The 22,868-nt window shown below is 34.0% G+C and carries 20 protein-coding genes; 11 read left to right on the top strand and 9 right to left on the bottom strand.

Annotation, left to right across the window (positions count from 1 at the left end; translation table 11 throughout):
* Nucleotides 1–119: 119 nt before the first annotated feature.
* The 8 genes from Q1V95_RS06580 to Q1V95_RS06545 all read right to left on the bottom strand — a co-directional run bounded on the left by Q1V95_RS06580 (nt 120) and on the right by Q1V95_RS06545 (nt 9,604).
* Entirely contained in the window at nt 120–1,352 is a 1,233-nt protein-coding gene (locus Q1V95_RS06580; protein ID WP_300671930.1) for a hypothetical protein, read from the bottom strand.
* Between the two features lie 34 nt (nt 1,353–1,386).
* Nucleotides 1,387–1,995: a hypothetical protein gene (locus Q1V95_RS06575; RefSeq protein ID WP_300671927.1), complete on the bottom strand. Its 609-nt coding sequence runs from the start codon at nt 1,993–1,995 to the stop codon at nt 1,387–1,389.
* 248 nt (nt 1,996–2,243) lie between these two features.
* Entirely contained in the window at nt 2,244–3,842 is a 1,599-nt protein-coding gene (locus tag Q1V95_RS06570; RefSeq protein ID WP_300671924.1) for a helix-turn-helix domain-containing protein, read from the bottom strand.
* Between the two features lie 289 nt (nt 3,843–4,131).
* Nucleotides 4,132–4,746, bottom strand: coding sequence for an outer membrane beta-barrel protein (locus Q1V95_RS06565; RefSeq protein WP_300671921.1), 615 nt, complete (start codon nt 4,744–4,746; stop codon nt 4,132–4,134).
* A 392-nt stretch (nt 4,747–5,138) separates the two neighbouring features.
* Nucleotides 5,139–5,636 carry an outer membrane beta-barrel protein gene (locus Q1V95_RS06560; RefSeq protein WP_300671918.1) on the bottom strand — a complete coding sequence of 166 codons (498 nt, stop codon included), beginning with the start codon at nt 5,634–5,636 and terminating at the stop codon, nt 5,139–5,141.
* A gap of 249 nt (nt 5,637–5,885) precedes the next feature.
* Nucleotides 5,886–8,120 (bottom strand): M12 family metallo-peptidase, encoded by a 2,235-nt coding sequence (locus tag Q1V95_RS06555; RefSeq protein ID WP_300671915.1) that lies wholly within the window; start codon nt 8,118–8,120, stop codon nt 5,886–5,888.
* Nucleotides 8,121–8,124: 4 nt separating this feature from the next.
* Entirely contained in the window at nt 8,125–8,586 is a 462-nt protein-coding gene (locus tag Q1V95_RS06550) for a hypothetical protein (RefSeq protein ID WP_300671913.1), read from the bottom strand.
* A 55-nt stretch (nt 8,587–8,641) separates the two neighbouring features.
* A complete protein-coding gene (locus tag Q1V95_RS06545; protein WP_300671910.1) occupies nt 8,642–9,604 on the bottom strand; it encodes a PhoH family protein in 963 nt (320 codons plus the stop codon).
* Nucleotides 9,605–9,704: 100 nt separating this feature from the next.
* Between Q1V95_RS06545 and Q1V95_RS06540 the strand changes: the two genes are divergently transcribed.
* Nucleotides 9,705–10,532, top strand: coding sequence for an SAM-dependent chlorinase/fluorinase (locus Q1V95_RS06540; RefSeq protein ID WP_300671907.1), 828 nt, complete (start codon nt 9,705–9,707; stop codon nt 10,530–10,532).
* A 68-nt stretch (nt 10,533–10,600) separates the two neighbouring features.
* Here Q1V95_RS06540 and Q1V95_RS06535 read toward each other — a convergent pair whose 3' ends face one another.
* Nucleotides 10,601–12,772 (bottom strand): M12 family metallo-peptidase, encoded by a 2,172-nt coding sequence (locus tag Q1V95_RS06535; RefSeq protein WP_300671904.1) that lies wholly within the window; start codon nt 12,770–12,772, stop codon nt 10,601–10,603.
* A gap of 127 nt (nt 12,773–12,899) precedes the next feature.
* Here Q1V95_RS06535 and Q1V95_RS06530 point away from each other — a divergent pair, with 127 nt between their 5' ends.
* The 10 genes from Q1V95_RS06530 to Q1V95_RS06485 all read left to right on the top strand — a co-directional run bounded on the left by Q1V95_RS06530 (nt 12,900) and on the right by Q1V95_RS06485 (nt 22,822).
* The gene (locus tag Q1V95_RS06530; protein WP_300671901.1) at nt 12,900–13,445 is read left to right on the top strand and encodes a CopD family protein; all 546 of its coding nucleotides are present in this window, start codon (nt 12,900–12,902) and stop codon (nt 13,443–13,445) included.
* A gap of 69 nt (nt 13,446–13,514) precedes the next feature.
* Complete coding sequence (locus Q1V95_RS06525; protein ID WP_300671898.1) at nt 13,515–14,243, top strand: ABC transporter permease; 729 nt, start codon at nt 13,515–13,517, stop codon at nt 14,241–14,243.
* Between the two features lie 21 nt (nt 14,244–14,264).
* Entirely contained in the window at nt 14,265–15,920 is a 1,656-nt protein-coding gene (gene gldG / locus Q1V95_RS06520) for a gliding motility-associated ABC transporter substrate-binding protein GldG (RefSeq protein ID WP_300671895.1), read from the top strand.
* A gap of 40 nt (nt 15,921–15,960) precedes the next feature.
* Complete coding sequence (locus Q1V95_RS06515) at nt 15,961–16,602, top strand: alpha/beta hydrolase (protein ID WP_300671892.1); 642 nt, start codon at nt 15,961–15,963, stop codon at nt 16,600–16,602.
* Between the two features lie 147 nt (nt 16,603–16,749).
* The gene (locus tag Q1V95_RS06510; RefSeq protein ID WP_300671889.1) at nt 16,750–17,547 is read left to right on the top strand and encodes a helix-turn-helix transcriptional regulator; all 798 of its coding nucleotides are present in this window, start codon (nt 16,750–16,752) and stop codon (nt 17,545–17,547) included.
* A 72-nt stretch (nt 17,548–17,619) separates the two neighbouring features.
* Entirely contained in the window at nt 17,620–18,486 is an 867-nt protein-coding gene (locus Q1V95_RS06505; RefSeq protein WP_300671886.1) for an NmrA family NAD(P)-binding protein, read from the top strand.
* A 336-nt stretch (nt 18,487–18,822) separates the two neighbouring features.
* Nucleotides 18,823–19,344: a DUF6756 family protein gene (locus Q1V95_RS06500; RefSeq protein ID WP_300671884.1), complete on the top strand. Its 522-nt coding sequence runs from the start codon at nt 18,823–18,825 to the stop codon at nt 19,342–19,344.
* Between the two features lie 2 nt (nt 19,345–19,346).
* The gene (locus Q1V95_RS06495) at nt 19,347–20,189 is read left to right on the top strand and encodes a class I SAM-dependent methyltransferase (RefSeq protein WP_300671882.1); all 843 of its coding nucleotides are present in this window, start codon (nt 19,347–19,349) and stop codon (nt 20,187–20,189) included.
* Between the two features lie 191 nt (nt 20,190–20,380).
* Nucleotides 20,381–21,583: a serine hydrolase domain-containing protein gene (locus Q1V95_RS06490; RefSeq protein WP_300671880.1), complete on the top strand. Its 1,203-nt coding sequence runs from the start codon at nt 20,381–20,383 to the stop codon at nt 21,581–21,583.
* 96 nt (nt 21,584–21,679) lie between these two features.
* The gene (locus Q1V95_RS06485) at nt 21,680–22,822 is read left to right on the top strand and encodes an AraC family transcriptional regulator (protein ID WP_300671878.1); all 1,143 of its coding nucleotides are present in this window, start codon (nt 21,680–21,682) and stop codon (nt 22,820–22,822) included.
* Nucleotides 22,823–22,868: the final 46 nt, after the last annotated feature.

Genomic DNA, 22,868 nt, shown 5'->3' with positions numbered 1-22,868 from the left:
AAAAAATCAATCGTTTTTAACTGAAAAAATCAACCAAAATCAAGGTGGTCAATTTGCTCCGAATCTTGGTGGTCAGTTTGCTCCGAAACTGGTGGTCAATTTACTCCGAATCTGGGTGGTCAATTTGTCCGTTTTTTCCACGTATTACATCCATTTGCATCTACCGCTACATATTTGAATCTAGTATTGAAATCACCAGTTGTCCACGGCGCAGAGTTTCTTGTTAGCCAGAAAAAATCTTTACTAATTTCATCTTCTTTTACCCAGTTACCAGAATCTGCAGGAACTTCGCGATAGATTACCACTTTAGAATTAGGAGAAAGACTCCAAATACCAACTTTGTTTGGTCCGTCTAATGTCCACAAAGTCATATTAATGGTATATATTGGTTTACAATCTGGACCTGTTGATACATTATGTGTATACGTGAAAGGTTTTTCAACATCCTTAGAATTCATCACCTCCGTTATTGTTCTACAACCATCTGTCACAGTAAATGTAACGTCTACATTAGCAGGTAGTGCTTGTGTATAAAAAGTGGTACGTTGTGTTGACGAAGGAATAATCAATGCTTGGTAAACAGTTGGATCACCAGCAATCTGATAAGTTGCGCTTCCTGTTTGTCTTGTATACGCTACATTACCAGAATCCATTACTAACTCTAGAATACGTTGACAGCTCGAATTAATTGTACGACGACGTGTATAAGTGTTCAAAGCTACTCTTGGTGTTTCTGTAATTGTTACACTTCTTGCTTCCGCACTTGTACAAGTTATAGAATTATCTTGTACCGTTGCTGTATAGCTTCCAGGCGCGAGATTACTAAAAGTGTGCGATGCTGTAGTGGCAGTTGCAAATGTATAAGGTCCACCTGGGCCTGTAAGCGTTACAGTGAAAGGACCATTACCACCACTAAAGCTAACTGTTACTTTTCCATTATTGGTGAACAATGGATCTGTATTAGCACAACTTGTATTTTCAGAAGTTGCTGTTACAACAATTGGCTTGTAGGAGCTGGTAGTTGTCACTTTTTTATAAGCGGTTGTGGTAGCACCTTGTTGTAGACGTACCTCATAAGCACCTGGTTTCAAATTATCAAAAGTCGCTAAACCACCTGCAGTCAAGGTTCGAAAGGTAATATCTGTTGTTGTGCCTTGTAATCTAATAGTTGCCGTAGCGTTTCCACAAGAAATACCTCCTGGCACAACTACATTAACTTGTGTATCTTGAGCACAAGTCCCAGCAATAGGCGTTAGTGTAAAAGAATTAATATCGCACTGTGCCTTGGTAAAGGACACAAATGCCAGCAAAAATGCTAAAGAATAAAATAATCTAAAATATTTATTTTTCATAATTGTTTTTTTTATTTGTATTAGTTTTTATCAATTAAATTGAATACAAGAAATTGGAATTTCCTGGTGGTGGCCTGGATTGTATATAACTACAATATGGATTTGATACTTTTAAAGTTGGTAGTATTAGCAGCTTCTTCTCAGCAAAGGGCAAGTGCATTGATTTCAACCACCAGAAGCTTATACTGGAAATAAAATGTTGTGTCGTAGGAATTGGAACAGCGAAAGTTTGTTTTACATTTTGGCTGGCAATTGCTGTTGTTTGTTCAATTGGTATGTAAAAGACTTCTAGCCTCTTAGATTCGGGAATGTATTCTTTTATTCTTTTTCTTTTCTTTACAATAGATTTTTTTGAAATTTCATCAAAATCATCTTTCGATTCTTTCTTGCTTAGTACTTTTATAGTTTCTTCATTGGAATCTATAGATTGGTTCGAAGAAAAAACTTTTGCTCCGTCACTTACATAAAAAACGGCATCTTTAGAAATAAATAAAGTAGAGCTTGATTTCGGATCAATTCGCCCATTCCCTACTTTAGCTGCAAAAGAAAAAGAAGTAACAAAAAACACCATGTACCAAGTCAATAACCTTCTCAAAATTTGAGAAAGTACAAACTTGCTTGTACATAGTGTTTCGTTTTTCATCAGTTGCATTTGTTGTGACAAAACTACTGTGACTTACACACGCATAAAAGGAATAGTCTTTTGAAATTGCCAATTTTAAAAGTGTTTTAAAATCCACAAAACACTATATATCAACAACTTAAAACAACACTCACTAAAATATTATTTAAAAAAATGAAAGAGTAAAAAGAAAGCAAAAAGTATAGAAAAATGAAAAATTCGATTCTAAAAGTATACAAATTGCACTAGAAAATATTTAAACAAAAAATCTATTTATTATGATCTTCTTTTAGATTTTGAATGAAAGCAGAAGGTGAAATTCCCAAGACTGATTTGAAAATTGTTGCAAAAGAAGAATGCGAAACAAAGCCACAATCTTCGGCTAAATAACTTATTTTATAGTTAAGGTATTCCGACTCGTTATACAATTTATGAACAATGTAATTAATTCTCAATTCATTAATATAACTATTATAGTTTTTAGCCTTGTATTTTTTTATAACCTCCGAAAGATATGTTCTATTAGTTTTTAGATAAGTTGCCATCGAAGCAAGCGATAAATCCATATCCCTATACTTCTCTTTCAGCTCAAATTTAGCAAGCCCTTCTAGAAGTTCTTTTTCTTTTACGTCAGCTAAGGAAGAATTTTGCGACACAATGATTTTAGTCTTTTGGGAATCTTCAACGACGTTCTCAGAGTTAGCAGATAGTCCATCAATATTTTTTCTATTAACGTCATTTCTTTCGTTTCTCAATCTGTTAATGATCCGTTGATATTTTTCTTTTTCATTCTTTTTGCGATAAACGAGAACCGAAACCAAACCAACACTTAAGAGAATTAAGGGTAAAAGCAAATAATAAATAAGTGAGTTTTTGCTTTCAATAGTTTTATCTTTTTCTTGTTCGACGTGTCTTACAGATACTTCGGCTGCATTAACTTCAAGAGCTTGTGTCTCACGCTCCAAAGAATCCTTCTTATTAAGGTGAGCTTCGGACAACTCAGGCCTGTTCTTGGCAACATAGATTTTAGCAAACAAATTGGAACGTGTCGCAACAACATCTGGATAAGATTGCTTTTCCTTAATTTTAAAATCATTAAGTACAATCAACGCAGAATCCGTTTTACCTGTTTCGAACAAGAAGCGACCAAAAGCGGTATTATTCTTGAGTTGAAATTCATAAATTTGATTTTTATCAAGAGCAATTGCATTTTTTAAATATGGCTGTACATGTGCATAATCTTGCAATTCTAAATATGAAAATGCAATTAGCTGATTAGCCAACATCGTCATAAAAGTCTTTTGTTGAACATTAGAAATTGTTTGAAACTCAGGTAAAATTTCTTTCCCGAATTTTATACAATTTTTATAATCTCGTGATTCAAAAAGAGCATTTAACTTTAGTGCGGTATATGCTAAACGATGCATTGGATCTTTCGGAACTTTAGATGGTGATCGCATTAAATTATTGGCATCTTCCAAATTTTTTAATGACAAATTAAACATCTTCAAATGGCTGTATACCTCAGCAAGAGCAAGATGATACATAACACTCTCCCGCTCACTTCCCATTTTATCTACCAAATCCTTGGATTGCAAATAAGTTTTAAGAACATTAGGTTCATCTCTTAATCGCGAATATAGATAAGCCTTTTGACGGATAAGAATAATCCTTGCCGAATCGCTATTTAGTTTTGGTAAAACAGTATTAATTTCTTCTATCGCTTTTTTAGAGTCTTCTTCTTTTATTTTTAAATATTGAAGTTTACTAAGAACAGAATCACTTTCTTTCTTTGTGAATTTCTTTTGAGCGAAGAGCAAAGACGTAGTCAAAAAAAAGCTTAAAACGAATATAAATTTCTTATCCATATATGTTACTCTGTTATGTAATCTATAAATTGACATTTTTATTATATCTCCCAATCCCTACTTGTTTATTACAATCGTAAAATAAAACACCAATTACAATAATGTTTTCAGAAAGCAACATGAAAAATTACGAATTATTAAAAAATACACCAATTTAACAGTATAATAAACACTAAAACAAAACAAATATATTTCTAAAATTATAAATTGGCAAATTATTTTAAAAATACTGCAAATAAAAAGAGCAGCCAATTGGCTGCTCTCATATTTTTAAAAGTGTTTAAAAATCTTATTTGAAAAGATATTTAACACCGAAAGTAACTGATCCTAAGTTAAGACCGAAGTTATAGTTATCAATGCTTTCAGCATCTTTATATTTCGAAGTTCTATAACCGAACTCTCCTAAAGTAGCTTCAACAGTCCAGTTTGGAGCGATGATGTAATCGATACCAGGCTTAACAACAACTCCAAAACCAGTAAATTTGTCCTTACCTACTTCAGTTCCAGCTTGCTCATACTTATCATTACCAAATTTCATTGGCACAGACAACTGACCGAATAATAAGAAGTTATCAGAAACATTCCAATACTTTCTTACCAATGGCTCAATAACGAAAGCTGATGTTGTATTTTTATAATCTACAACTGTATTGTTAGTAACATCAGTAAGGTTTCCTTTTTTAGAGTTAGACTCGTAACCAACACCTAATCCAATAGCTACGTTAGGTGCTACGAAATATCCTACAGTCGGGATAACTGAGAATGAATCTTTTGTCACATCACTGTTATTATTTTTTTCACCTTGGTAACCTACTGTTCCTGTGATGAATTTTGTTCCTTGAGCAATTTGAGCGTTTGCTGCTCCGAATAGTGCTAATGCACCTACTAGAAATACTTTTTTCATTGTAATAAAAATTAACGCTGCAAATGTATAGCAATCAATCTTAAATTTTTTTAACATAGGTTATGAAATATATCAGTAAAATCGAATAAAAAAATTCCGTAATAACACATTATGACAAAACAAATACCCAAATTATGACATTAGCAACCGAATTAATTACAAAACCCAAAAACCTTCAAAAATACAACGCATTTCCAATTACAATTTCAAAAATTATCATAATTCATTGTTTTTAAAAACAAGTGATAAACATCTTTCAATAAAAGTTTTTAAAATTACAAGGAAAAGAATTTAGCTTTAAAAGACTTCGTAGGTTAATAATCATTAATAAAAAGCACTAAAAAAAGCACCCAAAATTGGATGCTTTATATAAGTAAAATAAGCTCTAAAAATTATTTACCGAAAGAATACGCGTAACCTAAGTTAACAGATCCTCCGTTACCTCCATTTTGAGAAATTCCTCTGTAACTTAAGTTAACTTCACTAGGTCCAAAGTGGTAAGCTGCTTTAGGTGCATAATAAAAACCACCATCACTATTACCATCAGCGAATGCAAAAGCATATCCCAAATCTACTGTCAAACTAAATTCTGGGGTAAAACGGTATTGTCCAGATGCTGCTATTGGAACTATGTTTAAATTGGGCATTTTAATTGTACCATAACCAGTATCAACATCTTTACCAAAATAAATATTATATCCTGAAGCAAGACCTAAATTAAAATCTGTCGCAATTGGCCACAAATAAGAGGCATCAACACCTGCAGTAAAACTAGATGTATTTGACGCATCACCAACTGGCAAACCTATGTTAGCTCCTAATTTAAAACCCGATTGAGCATTCATCGCTCCGAAAAGTGCTAAAGCACCTACTAAAAATAACTTTTTCATAATTGTAATATTTGTATTATTTAATTTCTTTTTTAACATAATCAAATATGAGACCAAATTATAAATTATGTTAATTTTTTTGATAAAATTTAATCACAAGCTGCATTTCTATTTCCTATAATCACATTTATACAAGACCTAATAATACAACTTAGCAACCAATTAACATTAATTAGCAAAATATAAACATTATAAATAAGAAAAGGCTCGTAAAAACGAGCCTTTTCTAAAATTTTATAATAACTAAAATTATTTCTTAATAATTAGGTTTTGACTTTGTACATCACCTCCGTTATTAATCAACATTCTATAAGTACCTGTTGACAAATCAGAAACATTAATTTTCTCACTTGCAACTTTACCTTGTTTTAGTAATCTTCCAGATTGATCATAAATCATGTAACTAGCATCAGCAGACTTGTTAGCAATAGATACATTAACCTCTCCTTTTGCAGGGTTAGGATAAATTGTAAATCCTTTTTTAGCAATATCACTAACTGCAAGATTCTTCTTAACCGCAAATGGCGCAGAATTAACTGCAAAGTAAATATTATCAACCGCTCTAATCATAATTCTAGCCGAAGCGATATTTTCATTTGGTAACATTACTTGCGCAGATCCACTGTTAGGAATACTGTTTGCGATGGCAATGTCAAAAGTTTGACCATTATCTTTTGATAACAAAATCTGAACAAACTGTGTATTAATTGGTGCTGCATCAGTACCTGCCACATCCCAAGTAACCGTCATTGGCACTGCCGCATCATATTGTGCATATGCATCTTGTGAAGTTACTTTGAAAGGGCCCGCATTTGCAACAACAACTTGCATCATAGCTCTTGCCGATTGTGCACCTGTTGCTTTGTTATCACTTACAGAAACGTTAAAGTTAAGATTTCTAGCTACTGTTGGAACAATTTCCCATTTAGAAGCAAAATTATTTACTAATACATTTTCCATACTTGGGAAGTATCTTACACCCGAAGTCGATGGAATAAACGATCTAAATACTGGTCCTCCTGTAGCAGTTGCAACTGGCGGCTGTGTGCTATTTTGGCTATCCATTTGCTCCCAAAGATAAGTAACTGCATCTCCATCAGGATCAGTTGCAGAAGCAGTTAAAGCAAATGCAGTTGATTTTGGAATCGTGTAATCTTTTAGATCAGAAATAACTGGTGGTTGATTATTGTTCGCAGTTTTAACTGAACAATCATTTGGCTTGCTGATAAAGTTATAGATCTCATTCACGCTAATACCATGGAAGTAAGGATCACTGTGAGCTTGGATATTGTTATCTGGTCCACAAATACCCGCATAAGCCATAATGGTAGAACCACCACCTGGTTCAAAAGCTGTTGATAAGTTTCTGTTACCTGTGCAACTTCCTTGTGTATTATTATTGAAAGTATGATTAGCTCCAAACTGATGTCCCATCTCATGCGCAACATAATCAATATAGAAAGCGTCATTAACTGGTGTACCAAGACCAGTTACACCTCTTGCTTTTCCGCTACCACATGGTGATTGAAGCTGTGCGATACCACCACCTCCTGTGCTATATACGTGACCAATATCATAGTTAGCAGTTCCAATAACTTTATCAACTATATTTTGATTTTGGTTCAACATCGTAGATCCTTCATTGTTTGTATATGTCAAACCTGTTGGATAATCAGCAGCTGTTAAGAAGATAATTTGATCATTATTAGGAACCATTACCATTGTTAATGATACTGTTTTCTCATAAACACCGTTAACACGCGTCATACTAGCAACCATTGCTGCTAAGACTGCAGCTTTCTTTTGCTCAACTGTACCACCTGACAATCCCGCTCTGTTAACATGGAAGTTAGCATACTGATATGTACAAGCCAATGCTAAACGATAAGTTCTAAATTTACCGTCTTGCACCACTGGATATTTATTAGCGTCTAAGCCTTTATTAATAAAATCCTCATTTTCTTCAGAAAATCCACAGTTGAATTTTTCTGGAGCATTACCTAAATCTTTTCTTTTGTATACGATGTAAGTTTTGTTATCCTTTGTGTAGTTATCCATGTAACTAACCTCTCCTCCATCAAAATACATAACATTAACTCCATCTGTAGGTGTAACACTGAATCTAATAGTGTTAGACTTATTTCCTTTTTGATAACCTACGTATGATCTAATATCTGAATATTTAGCTTGTAATTCTGGTGCTAATACAGAAGCTTCTTGTATTACATAATCAACAAAATTTCCATTAGAATCAGGAAACTTTAGTACCAATCCCTCATTATTTGAGTCTCTCTGAGGTGCATTCTTTAGAGCTGTTTCAATGTTTTCTAAATTCAAATTATACAATTTGAAATTCGAAGGTTGCGAAAGTCTCTGCGTTGTTTGTTTACCTGCAACATTATTAGTTTTGCTCCAATAGTTGGCTTGCCCAAATACGGATGCAGAAAGAACAACTGCTGCGCACGTAAAGAAATTTTTAATCATAATATTATTTTGTAATTAAGTTAATTATTTTAGCATCATATTTTTTCAAAAGTTTAATAATTATCAAACTTTTATATCTACTGTTAATGGGATATTGTTTATTTTCTACATCTGTAACTTCAATATTAAGTTTCCCATCTAGCATATTAACAGTTTTAATTTCAATATCATTTTTGGTTTTAGGAGTTGAACTTACAGCCACTAAGGTTTCATTTTCTTCATATCCTGGAATGGGAATTTGTCTAAAACCCTTTGCAGAAGCAAATAGATACTTATACAAATTATCAACCTCATCCTGACTCTTCAAAACTTCAAATGAATGATCTCCCAATACTTCAAATTTAGATTGATGAACTATCTCAAAATCAACTGGAACAGCTTGCTGTTTAGCCTCTAATTCTAAGTTCTTTTTAGGTGCACAATTCAAAAAAAAAACGAAGCCTAAAAAAGCAAAAAGATACTTCATGCAAAATCTCAATTCTATTAGCATTTCACAAATATATTAATTATTTGGAAAAGATTTACTTGTTTTGTTGATTTTGTTGCTCTTCTTTATTATATGCCAATATAATTTTCTTAACCACAGGATGTCTAACAACATCTTCTTCTGTAAGATAGACAAAGCCAATCTCCTCCACTTCTTTCAAAATTCTCATCGATTCTCGAAGTCCAGATTGTTGATTTTTAGGCAAATCGACCTGACTTGGATCACCAGTAATAATAAATTTGGCATTCATTCCCATTCTGGTTAAGAACATCTTCATCTGAGAATGTGTTGTGTTTTGCGCTTCATCCAAAATCACAAATGCATCATCCAAAGTACGTCCACGCATAAAAGCCAAAGGCGCAACCTCAATCACCTTCTTCTCCATATAACCTTCCAACTTCTCATGTGGAATCATGTCACGAAGTGCATCATACAAAGGTTGTAAATAAGGATCCAACTTTTCTTTAAGATCACCAGGTAAAAAACCTAAACTCTCCCCTGCTTCCACAGCAGGTCTCGTTAAGATAATTCTTTTAACCTCTTTATCACGAAGTGCACGAACTGCCAAAGCAACACTGGTATAAGTTTTACCTGTCCCAGCAGGACCAATCGCAAAAACCATATCTTTTTTATCACTGGTTTTCACCAATTTTTTAAGATTTGAAGTTTTCGCCTTGATCACTTTTCCGTTAACACCTTTAACAATAATATCTTGATCAAAAACCAATTGCTTTTCTTCCTCGGATTTTATTCTTAAAATAGATTCAACATTTTTGAGATCGATGCTGTTATGTTTAGAAATAAAAGCAACAATGTCATCCAATCTAGATTTTAAAACATCTAAAGTTTCTTGATTTCCCATCGCAAAAATATAGTTATCGCGACCAGTAATTTTAAGCGTTGGAAAGGTTGATTTAATTAAATTAAAATACTGATTCTGTACACCATAAAAAACTTTTGTATCGATGTCAGAGATTTCATAATTTAGTTCATACATATATTTTCAGAGTATTTTTCCTAACAAATATAAGAATTGATTTGAGGAAAGCCTTGACCTGAGAATATATTTATAGTTAATTTTGCATAAAATAAAAAGGATGCCCATTATAAGCTTAACTTCGGATTACGGAACTGTTGACCATCGCGTTGCCTGCATCAAAGGCAGCCTCCTCAGCCAAAACGAAAATATTAAGTTTGTAGACATCAGCCACAATATCTCTGCTTACAACCTGCAACAAGCAGCTTATATTTTACGAAGTTCGTACAAAAGCTTTCCCGATGGCAGTATCCATATTATTTGTGTGGATAGTTTTTACCACAAGGACCGAAAAAACATTCTTGCAAAAATTGATGGACACTACTTTTTAGCGGCAGATAATGGTATTCTTAATTTAATATTTTTTGATATTAAACCGGATTATATCTACGAAATAACGCTTGACAAACGTTTTGATGATGCTATTAACTTTACCGCAACAGATATTTTTGTTCCAGCGGCGGTACATCTACACAATGGCGGTATACCAGATGTTATCGGAAGACCTTTGCCAGAAATGAAAGAAACTTTCTTTGTAAATGCCAGTTATAAAGCTTCTGAAAAGATGATTATTGGCGAGGTAATGTATGTCGACAATTTTGGAAATGTTGTGTCGAATATCCATAAAAGCCTTTTCGAAAAACATGCGAGTAATTTTAAAAGCTTTACTGTGAAATTCAGAAATATTGTATTGACCAAAATTTTTAATCAATACACGGATTTGGTGGTGAATTGGAAGCAAGAACAAGAATATCACGGAAAGTCTGCAGTAATTTTTAATGACAATGATCTTCTAGAATTAACCGTCTACAAAGGCAATCTTCACAATGGTGCTGCTTCGCTGTTCGGCATGAATATGGGCGAAAAAATATACATTGAATTTAATTAACGTCATTCATAAAAAAGCAAAAAGCGCTCGTTTTCAACGAGCGCTTTTTTTATCAAATTCCGTAGAGTTTATTTTACAAACTTTTTCGAAACAACTTGTCCATCAATTGTTGCATAAGCAATGTAAACGCCTGCTGCTAATTGACTGATATTAACATCATAATCTCTGTCTAAGGCAAGATCTGTTTTAACAATCTTTCCTGTCATATCAAAAATCTCAAGCTTAGCAACTGATTTATTTGATTTAATATTCAATACTGTTTTTGAAGAATTAACTACTGCAGCGAATCTGATTGTTTTGACATCAATTGTAGAAAGCGTCTTACACTCAACTTTAGCGATCCAACCTTTATCCACAAGTGATTCATTAGAAGAAAAACGGATTGTAATAGCACCTGTCGCATGCGTAGACTCGAAACTACCTAAGTCTTGTGTTCCAGATATATTAACACCGCCATTGTACAAAAATGACCCTGATGCAATATTAGGTCCATTATAAATTCGCATAAAATCTCGACCCTGTTCTGTCGCAAACTCTGTAAATGTCAATTTTATTTTATCATCTGGATTTGCTGGTGTAAAGGTTTTAATAATTAGTTCATTATTTCCATAATTATCATTTTCACCTCCCGTATCTGTAAAATTAAGATTTGTACCACACCATTGTGCATCTGTCATTATTAGCTGTTTATAGGCAAACGCGTTTTCACCTCCACAATTTGCTCCTGCCGAAACATAATAATAAGTGTTTGGCTCAAGATTAGTAATATTAATCACTTTATTAGTTACAACTCCTTCTTTCACCACTGTACCATTTGCCTTAGCAACTCTATATTTCCATTCCGTTCCACCCTTCGTATCAACAATTGTAGCTACAGCAGAATTGCTTGTAAGATCAGAAATTTGAAGATTAGACATCGTCGGGTTACAGCCTGTTATACAATCCGTGTTAAGACATGATTTAGAATCTACTGTTTGACGAATTAAAGCACCTGGTTGTGGACCAAATCCTAAAGCCAAGTTAACCCCAACGCCACCAACCAAATGACAGTAACTCATAATCGTACCTTGTGTTGGAATCGGACCATCACAACCTTCGGAGTAACCAGCTGAAGGACCACAACCATCAATTGGTGTATTATCTCCATTCCATACACAAGCATGTGTGTGTGGCGAACCTAAAGAATGTCCCATCTCGTGAGTCATTGCCATAATCGTCCACGAATAGGTTGGTACATTTCCATAAGTCATTGCGATACCAGAATAAGCATGCTTATTGGTTGTACACAATGAGTTAAGATATGCTACACTCGTCGTTGTTGGATAATTTACCAAGTGTGCCAAATCACCATTAAAAGTCGGACGATTTGTTCGGAATAATGCTAAATTTTCACTATAACCTCCCGTATATGGATCTGCATCTGTCCAGATATAAATTTCGTGCAATGACATTTTAACACCATCATTATTGTACAAAGTCCCAATATTGTTGTGGATAGCTGTTATCCAGTTGGTTGTTTTAGTTATATCTCTACCATTCTGCACATAAGGTTTATTACAAATTTCATAATAGACTCTTACACAGTTTTCTGTAGTTGCAGCAGTTTTGGAAATTGTAGTTGGATCAAAAGAAACTTTTTGTTTTTGATTTTCCATCATTTCGTCAGTTTTACAAACGAACTTACTTTCTCCTGTTAAAGTAGCATCAGAATAAACAACAAAATCTTCTGAAGTTAAAGCCTTTCCTAAAACAACATTTCCTTTTTTAAGATCCGAAGCTATTCCGACAACATCATTGTCAAAAAAGCTAAAAGCCACAATTGAAGAAGGATCTCCTTTAACAATCCCTTGATAATAAACACCTGGTTTATAATTTTTAAATTCACCTTTATCTGTCTGAACGATTAGGTTATTTTGTCCACCAAAAATATCATTCTGTACCAATTCTACAGTAATTGAACTCTCTCTGTATGGGAAAGTCATCTCAATTGCTGTTGGACGTTTTGCTACAAGATCTTGCAACTGCTTTTTATCAAGATTAAGTGCAATCGCATCTGTCGCTGCCTTTTTGTAGGCATCATTTCGGTTTGCAACATCGTTTTTCTGGAATAAATTGTAGCTAGCAAAAGCTTGTCGGCTTGCTTTGTAATCTTCAATTTTCTTTGCTACCATTTGTCTAGATTGTCCAAATGATAAAGAAATTACAGAAAACAAGAATACAACTTGTAAAAATCTCTTCATTTTTTATTTATTTTTAAACTTTTGCAAATAAAAGATAAATATTTGACTTTTCACAATTTTCAAACTTTTTGAGTTCCCTAGAATTTTTGTTTTGGCAATATGAAGTATATTTGCAAAAATTTGACACGTGCTCTATTTGATTATCAAAGCGATTCACATTATCTTCATGGTCAGCTATTTTGCTGGAATGTTTTATTTGCCAAGGATTTTTGTTTATTATAAAGACACCGACGATTTCGAAGCAAACAAACAAAATGTTCTGCGTGAGCAATACGCGTACATGGCAAAAAGATTATGGAACATCATCATCGCCCCAGCAGGCATTATTATGCTTTCTTGTGGTTTAATAATGATTGGACTCAATTCTGGGATAATGAAAATGGGATGGTTCCATCTGAAATTAACTTTTTTGATTGGACTTTTAGCTTACCATATTTGGGCTTGGAAAAAAACAAAAAATCTCCAAACCTTAAATGGAAAAACTTTAGAAACCTCTAATATCAAATTAAGACAAATCAACGAAATTGCAACTTTCCTTTTATTTGCAATTGTTTTTACCGTAATTCTTAAATCTTATATTATCGAATATTGGTGGCAATTATTACTAGGTTTTATCGTTATCATAGTGCTTATTATGGCAACTGTTAAATTGGTAAACAAAGGAAAAAAATAATTTTAAGTTGGAAGCAAAATAACATTTGGCCGAAAACAAAACACTATACACAAAACACTACAAAGAAGCATGTTTGCAATATTAAAAAAAGAACTTTGGAGCTATTTCGGAAACTGGAGCGCGTGGGTTATCATTGCCGCTTTTAGTTTTGTATCAGCTTTATTTCTTTTCTTCTTCGAAAATAGTTTTAACATTTTAGACATCGGAACGGCTTCCCTACAAAGCTTTTTTGTGTTAGCGCCTTGGTTATTGATGTTCATCATTCCCGCTTTAACGATGCGAAGCTTGGCAGAAGAACAACAATCTGGAACTTTGTTGTGGTTATTTTCTCAACCTTTAAAAATTTCGGATATTATTAATGGTAAATTCTTTTCGGTGTGGACCATTGGTATTTTGTGTTTAATTCCGTCATTAATTTATTTCTACACGGTTTATAATTTAGGAATTCCTGAGGGCAATATCGATATGGGAATGACCTTTGGAAGCTATTTTGGATTGATATTTTTAATTGGTGGATTTTCTGCTTTAGGCATTCTCGCATCATCGTTTTCGTCAAACCAAATTATGGCATATTTGCTTGGGGTTTTACTTTGTTTTGTGATGTATTTTGGCATCGAACAATTGGCAAGTTATAAGTTGCTTGGCGGTGCGGATTTTATCTTGCAAAATTTTGGATTTTATCAACATTTTATATCTTTCACAAGAGGACTTATCGATACTCGAGATGTATTTTATTTTGTATTAGTGATGTTTATTTGTCTTAAAATCGCTCAATTTTCGGTATCAAAAAAGAAGTAAAACTTCCTATATTTTTTAAAAATGAATAAAAACAAAATCATATATATTCTCGTAGGACTCTTGCTGTTGTTAGGCATTTTCGGTATTTTCTACAAACGATTTGACCTAACTTCCGAGAAGCGCTATACACTTTCTGATGCGACGATTAAAACTTTGGAGTCCATCAAAAAACCTGTAATGATTGAGGTTTATCTTGATGGTGATTTTCCAGCTTCTTTTAAACAGTTACAAAACGAAACCAAATTCCTTTTGGACGAATTTCGAAAGATAAATCCAAAAATCGATTATAAATTTCGCGACCCAATTGCAGAAAAAATCCCAATGGACACGTTGCAAGCAATGGGAATGCAACCGTCAATGTTGCCAGACATCAAAGACGGAAAAATCACGAATATCGTGATGTATCCTTATGCCGCGATTAAGTACGATAATTATGGATTTTCGATTCCGTTGATTGTACAACAAACTGGCATTGACTCTAGCGAACAACTTAACAAATCCATTGAAAGTTTGGAGTATAATTTTGCTTCAAACATCAAAGCGATGACCGAAGAACACAAGAAAAAAATTGGTTTCTTGGTTAATCAAGACGAATTGGGGAAACAAGAATTCACCAGCTTTATCGATATGGCTTTGGAGAATTACGATGTTGGTCCAATTATCCCAGAAAACAAAACAGAACTTAGCACAGCCGATATTCCTAGATTAAAACAAATGGATGCTTTGGTGATTGCAAAACCGCGCAAAGCTTTCACTACCAACGAAAAAGTTATTATCGACCAATACATTATGAATGGCGGAAAAAGCCTTTGGATGTTGGATGCTGTTAACGCAGAAATGGACACACTTTTCCGTTCAAAAAAAATTATGGCATATCCTGTTGATATGAATTTGACAGATATGATGTTCAGTTACGGCGTTCGTGTCAATCCAGGTTTGGTTAAGGATATGAAGCAATCCGCGATGATTCGTTTGGTAACTGGTGAAGTTGCAGGAAATCCTCAATTTACAAATTTGATGTGGCCTTATTTCCCTCTTGGAATTGCTCAAAATCAAAATGCGATTACCAAAAACATTAATCCTGTAAAATTCGAATTTCCAACTTCTATTGATACGCTTTCACGAAAAAACACGAAGTTCAATGTTCTATTTGAATCGAGTAACAAAACGATAACCAAAACGGTTCCTAATTATGTTTCGCTTTCCGAAATGGTAAAAATGGACAGTGTTGGCGTTATGGAGCAAGTGTCGTCACCGAAAATTTTCGCAGTGTCGTTGGAAGGAAAATTCCAGTCGGCTTATGCTACTCGAAGTGAGAAAAATGGCTTTCCGAATTTTAAAAACCAAAGTCCTTTTAACAAAATGATTGTTATTGCAGATGGCGACATCGCGCGAAATCAAACCGTTAAAGGTCAAGCGATGCCTCTTGGTTTCGATTATATGACGCAACAACGTTATGGCAACGAACAATTCCTTAGAAACTCGCTCGATTATCTTTTGGACGATTCCAATCTTATGGAACTTCGAAACCGAAACATCGAAATGCGACTTCTTGACAAGCAACGCACCGATGCGGAACGTCAAAAATGGCAATGGTTAAACTTGCTTTTACCACTCGGAATTCTCGGTGTACTTGGCGCATTATTCTTTTGGCTCAGAAAAAAGAGATTCTCATAAAATAAAAGCACCATTTTATTTTAAGCATTAACTTAACCAAATGACTCCCAAGAAATTACTAATCCTAATCTTTGCGCTTTTTGGGTTGATAATTAATGCGCAGAAAACCAAACAAAAGGAATATGTTTTCTTTTTGCACAACAAATTTCTGGAAACTCATGCTCTTGACGAAGCACATCCACAATATGGAATCCCAGAATATCAATCCATTTTGGATAAGTTGAAAACCAAAAATTCAATAATAATTTCCGAAAAAAGAAAAGCATATACTGACCCTCAGCTTTACGCAAGAAAGATTATCACTCAAATTGATAGTTTGCACAGAAACGGAATTCCGTTTAATCGCATTTCCGTTGTAGGAACGTCGCAAGGTGGCTATATTGCGCAATATGTTTCTTATTTTTCGAAGAATCCTAAGCTTAAATTTGTTATCATCGGTTCCAGCTTTAAAAATGATTCCATGAACTTGAATAAAAATTTCAAATTGTATGGAAAAATACTGTCGATAACCGAAAAGAGCGATACCGACAGCGAATTATTATCCAAACAAAAAAGATATAGCAATTCAAATATCAAATATTTTAAAGAATTAGTTTTGAATACGGGACTCAGTCACGGATTTTTGTTCAAGGCGTTGGACGATTGGATTTTACCAACCAAAGAATGGATTTACAACAATTAAATCTAAATCTTATGTGAAGTTTTAGCGTCGAAAATCTTTATTAAAGAATTTCAATCTTTTAAAAATAAATTGGCATTTTACTTGATGAATACTCTTTAAAAAAAGAGATTTTCACAAAGTAAAAGCTCATAATTTTATGCTAAAATGATGTACACCGAAATAATTCCACAAAATGAATTAAGACCTTATGTTAGGTCTTTTGGATTGTTGGAAGATGACAGTTTGCATCATCAGAATAAGACTTTCAAAGTGATTGCTGATGGCAGTGCTGGACTTGTTTTTCAGGAAAATCCTGAATCTTTTTTGTACGAAAGCAAAGGGAAATTGCCACAACTATTTTTGCATGGTTTAACGACTTCAAATTCTCAAAAAACAGTTCAAAACAAGTATCGAAATATCTATGTACAATTAGAACCAACGGCGATAAAATCTATTTTTGGAATGGATGCCAACGAGCTCACAGACGAATATATCGACCTGAATGACATTGTAAAAAATGATTTGACCGAGCAACTTCTCAACGCCAATAGCTTTGAAAAAAGAGTGAAAATTATTTCTGATTTTCTTTTGCTTCAAATTGCAAAAAACAAACATCGTGAAAACCTCAAAACGCTTTATGCTATTGGAAAAATCAACACCGAAAACAATGATAGTTTGCTAGAAATTCAGAAAGCGTTAAATATTTCGGAGCGCTCTTTGGAACGAATTTTTAAAAGTGATGTTGGTATTTCGCCTAAACTATTTTTTAGAATTTGTAGATTTCAAGCAGCTTTGGAAAGTATTCGTGAAGGAAATTTCACTTCCCTTACCGAAATCGCTTACCAACATGCTTATGCCGATCAATCGCATTTTAATCGAGAGTTTTTAAGATTTTCGGGGATGACTCCGAAACAATTTCTTTCAAAAACAGATGAACAATCTCCTAATTTTCCAGAACTGAAATAATAGTCTTGTCGGCTTTGTTCTATTTTTTGCTTTTTCACCAAAATACCTTTGTATCACAATAATATTTTAAAAATGGAAAACAAAAAAATCACTGTTTTTGGTGCAACAGGAAAAATTGGGTCTTTACTGCTTCAACATTTATCCTACGCAAAAGTGGCGACTGTCGCTGTAACCCGAAATTTGGAAAATGTAGTTTCACTTCCTTTTATTGAATGGAAAAAAGCAGATATTTCGGATATAGAAAGCCTTTATGCAACAATGGAGGCTTCCGAAGCGGTTTTTCTACTTTCGGGACTTAGCGCCAATTTCGTTGAAGAACAAAAAAACGTCATCAAAGCCGCAAAACAGTGTGGTGTAAAGCATATTGTAAAACTATCTTCGGGTGCCGCGGATAAAAACTCAAGCTTTTACATTCCACAAACGCATGGAATTATTGAAAATTTTCTGATTGAATCGGGCATGCATTACACGATGTTGCGTCCAAACGGAATCATGCAAAATTGGCTGGGAGACATCGCCGAAAGTGTAAAAAAAGAACGCCGTTTTCAGGAATCAACAGGAAGCGGAAAAAGGGCGTATGTTGATGCGAGAGATATTGCCGAAGTTGCTTTCAAATGCCTGACATCAGCAGAATTGCATTACGATAAAATCTATTTACTAACCTGCGATAAAGCGGTAAATTATTACGATGTTGCCAATGCTATTAGTAGTGCTATTGACGAAAAGGTGACTTACATTCCGATTTCGTTGGAGCAAGCCAGACAAGAAATGGGGAAAGCTGGAATGCCACAAACACTGATTGATACCTTTATATCCTACGATACGGCACAACGAAACGGCGAAACCGAAATAATATCCGACAATGTGAAAACTATTTTGGGAAAACCCGCCAGAACTTTAGAGGAATTTGTGAAAGATTATGTCGGTAAATTCAAGTAAGGATGCGATAAATATTGCTTTTATGTTTTCTGAAATTTTTGCAATCCGAATAAATTAAGTGTTAAAATGAATGCCTTTGATAATTTTTCTTGGCTGGAGTCTAGTCGCTTTTAGCATATTTTTTGTAGCTTAGTTTAGTATTAATAAAGTGAAATCTTCAGAATTTCAGGTTGCTTTTATTTAAATGAATCACAATTTGCTTTTTGAAATGGGCAAGGAAAGTAGATTAAAGCTGAATGATAGGGCTTTTGAAAAATAATTGCAAAAAACGCAAACTGCTTCTATTCTAAAAATAGGCAACTATACAATGTATTTTGTATAACAGATACAATTACGATGAGGAAAGAAAGAAATTTGTTAAGAGAAAATTGGGCGGATTTAAGAACTGAAATCAACAAAGCAATTGCTGACCAAGGAATTCTTGACAGTGATTTTCGATCATTACCTATTCATGGAAATTGGCAACAAATTGAAGATAAAATATATCATACATTCTGTAAATTAACTCACCCTACTCAAAAACCTCTTTGGCTATGGACAAATTTTAAATTGGATACATTTTCTCTTTCGAATTTAGAAACAAGACCCGAGCTTTACCTAGACAGCTTGATAGATAATACCGAAACAGTTTGGTATGTCGTGAATGAAACAATTAATGAAGGAGATAAATTTTGGTTTTATGAAGGTAAAATCAAATATATTCAAACAATTATTGATAAAACGTGGTTCGACGAAATGTACATAATATCTAAAAAATATGAATGGCTAGTTTGTATAAACCATCATGATGATTTAATTGCGACTGGAAATATTATGCCGGATAAATTAAGAAAAATAGCATCTAGAAACGAAGTTTAAAAATGGAGAACAATCAACCTGATAATACGGCATTACGAACGGCTTTGTGGAGGGCTTTGCACGTTCAAATAGACGACAAACCGTCTGTTATTGAAGATGAAATCGGATTTCATTTAATTAAACCTGAAGAAGGATGGCAAGAGCGACCAGACATGAAATTCACCAAATCACTTCGAGCTTCAATTGTTGCCAGAGCCCGCTTTATTGAGGATTTAACCAAAGAACAAATTGCAAAGGGTGTCAAACAATATGTGTTGCTTGGTGCGGGTCTTGATAGTTTTGCCCAACGCAATGCTGAAATTGGCGAACATGTCCAGATTTTTGAAATCGACCAACCCAGCACTTTAGCTTGGAAACAAGAGCGGTTGCTAGAAAATAATTATGAGATTTCGGAAAATCTTCATTTTGTACCTGTTGATTTTGAAACCTCTTCTTGGCTGCATGAATTGACCAAAAATGGATTTGACATAAAGCAGCAAGCGGTGGTTTCCTGCACTGGCGTAAGCTTATACCTTAGCCAAGAAGCCATAATAGATACCTTGAAAAAATTATCCTCATTTGCATCCGATTCTACGATTGCCATTTCGTTCTACCTGCCAATTGAAGAGCTTGAAGGTGAGGATAAGCATTTGATGGAAATCTCGATTAAAGGAGCAGCAGCTTCTGGAACTCCTTTTGTTAGTTTCTTTAGTTTCGATGAAATCACAAAACTTGCGGAAAAAATTGGCTTCAAAGACATACGAATTATCTCTACGAATGATATGACGGATTTGTATTTTAAAAACCGAGCGGACAAACTTGTTCCCTCCAATGGTGAATTTTTCTTGGTTGCCAAAACGCAATAGGTTTGCAATCGGAGATAAGAGTCGTGAAATCTGTGAATCATTCATCTTCTTACTCCCTACATTCCCCAAGAAATACTAAATTTGTCTTTGTAGTAAAAACAAAATAGAAAAGGATCGCAACGCATTTCTACTATTGGGAATCCTTTATTTTCATTACTACAAAACCAAAACAACGACGCATAATACTGTTCATGAAGCACATCTATCTTTTTTTTACGTTTATTCTACTGCTTTCTTGTAAGACCAATCATCAAATAATTGCCAATCAAGCACTCACGAATAACTTAGAAAACACTTATAAAAAAGGTGCTATCATGGGTTTTTCTGTTTCGGTGGTAAATAGTAGAGGTTCGATTTATGAGCATGGTTTTGGGTTTACAACTATTAACCAAGACCAATTGTATACGCAAAATACAACGCAAAATATCGCTTCAATTTCCAAAACTTTAATAGGAATTTCCTTGTTGAAGGCACAGGAATTAGGAAAACTGAATTTAGATGAGCCAATTAATAAATATTTACCGTTTAAAATTACAAACCCCAATTATCCTGAAGTTCCCATTTTAATTAAGCATTTGGCTTATCACACTTCTTCTATTCAAGATTTGGACGAAGTATATGCAAAATCTTATATTTTGAAGAAAGATAAACACGATAATAATGAAGGTGTTTATGATTATTTCAGTAAGCCAGAAATGGCGATTTCTTTGCGTGAATACACTCAAAATAGCTTAACAGAAAGCGGAAAATGGTATCAGAAGGAAACATTTCTAAATTCAAAACCTGGCGAAAAAAGGGAATATTCTAATATTGCTGCTGCACTTTGCGCTTTGGTAATAGAATCTGCTACGGGACAAGACTATCGTACGTTCACAAAAGAGCATATTTTAAAACCTTTAAAAATGGAAAACTCGGGTTGGTCTTATACTGACATTGATGTTTCGAAACGCTCACGCTTATTTGCGACCAAAGAAAAAATGATTGCCGAATATTTTCTTACAACCTATGCTGATGGCGGTTTCCTAACTTCCAGCCACGATTTGGGATTGTTTCTCTCAGAATTAATTAACGGTTACCACGGAAAAGGGCAATTACTAAATCAAGAGAGTTATAAAAAATTGTTTGAAAAGCATCAATTTGTAGAAAATAATAAAACCGAAACCTATGGAATTTTCATCGAGTTTCGAGATGATTTTCTAAAAGTTAAAAACGAAATGATAGGTCACAATGGCTCAGATCCAGGCGTTTTTACGGCAATGTACTTTAATCCCAAAACAAAAATTGGCAAGGTTGTTTTGGTCAACACAGATACCGATTTTAGAGATGATGTTTGGCCAGAAATAGAGAAAATTTGGGCTTCTACATCAGAATATGAAAAATCAATTAGCAAATAAAAAGTAATACGCTTTATAAAAGCCAGTTAACACTAAACTTTAAACCAAAAAACATTTCCCGAGAAACACTAAATTTGCCTCCACAGTCAAAACAAAATGGACAAGTATACATTTCAGCAGTTCGTTTCCGCCATTGGGATTTTCATCGTGATTTTGCTTGCCCTATTTTTGGTTACGGTAAAGACCAAGCACAAATTATCCAACTGTTTGCTTGCGTTTTTTCTTTTTACAAATGCGGTTGACGCCATCAAGTTTTTACAAGATGGATTTCCAATCAACCATATCAACCTCGAAGCATTTCGCTGGACTTTTGTCTATTTGTTTTCGGCAACGTTTTACCTTTATGTGTTGTCTGTTTGTTACACTAACTTTCGGTTAAAAGCCAAGCATTTATTGCACCTTATTCCGTTTTTAGCGTTTACTGTATTTATAATGTGGGGAATTATTTTTGTGAATAGACCTGCTAAAATAAAATTTGTAAACAACATGGGCGATATGCCGCTTTGGCAATTTTTTCTCATCCTTTTTGAGGTGCTGTTTCAAGTCTATTTCATTGCTTCATTTTTGGTGATTAGAAAAGCTAAAACGGTGTATCTCGAGAATTACGCAAACCCTGATATTTCTAAACTTGATGCCCTTTACAAAATAACAATGCTTTATTACGTTTTGCATTTTATCGTCTTGATAAGATGGCTGGTAACATTTATTTTTGGTTGGGGTAAGGTTGAACTTCGAGATTGGATTGTTTGCCTTGATGGACTCGCTTTTTTGTTTTGCACTTGTTGGTACCTATTTGTCGCATTAAACAATCCCGATTTTTTCCGTGGTGTGAATTCGGATTTAAAACCGATTAAAGAAGTCGTTTCCGAAGAAAAACCGAGTCCCGAAATTAATGAGGAGAAAAATGCAGCAATCGAATCTTTAAAAGATTTTATGCTTAAAAATGAGCCTTACTTGGATTCATCTTTAACGATTCAGAATTTGGCGGAGCAAGTTAAGATGCCCGTTAAAGATTTATCAGCTTTGATTAATTTGTATATGGACAAACATTTTTTTGATTTTATTAATGAATATCGAATCGAAAAAGCCAAAGAAATTTTAAGAGATCCATCCAAAAAAGACTTGACAATTTTAGAAATTCTTTATGAAGTAGGTTTTAATTCCAAATCATCGTTTAGCACTTCATTCAAAAAATATACAGGTACAACACCGACCGATTTTAGAAAAAACCCGAATTAATTGGTAGTACTTTCCAGAAAATGAGTTCGACTTTTTTTAGTCGGTC

The sequence above is a fragment of the Soonwooa sp. genome, from assembly GCF_030151385.1.
GTDB lineage: Bacteria > Bacteroidota > Bacteroidia > Flavobacteriales > Weeksellaceae > Soonwooa.
Note: the sequence above shows the minus strand (reverse complement) of the source record. Positions and strands in the feature narration are given on the sequence as shown.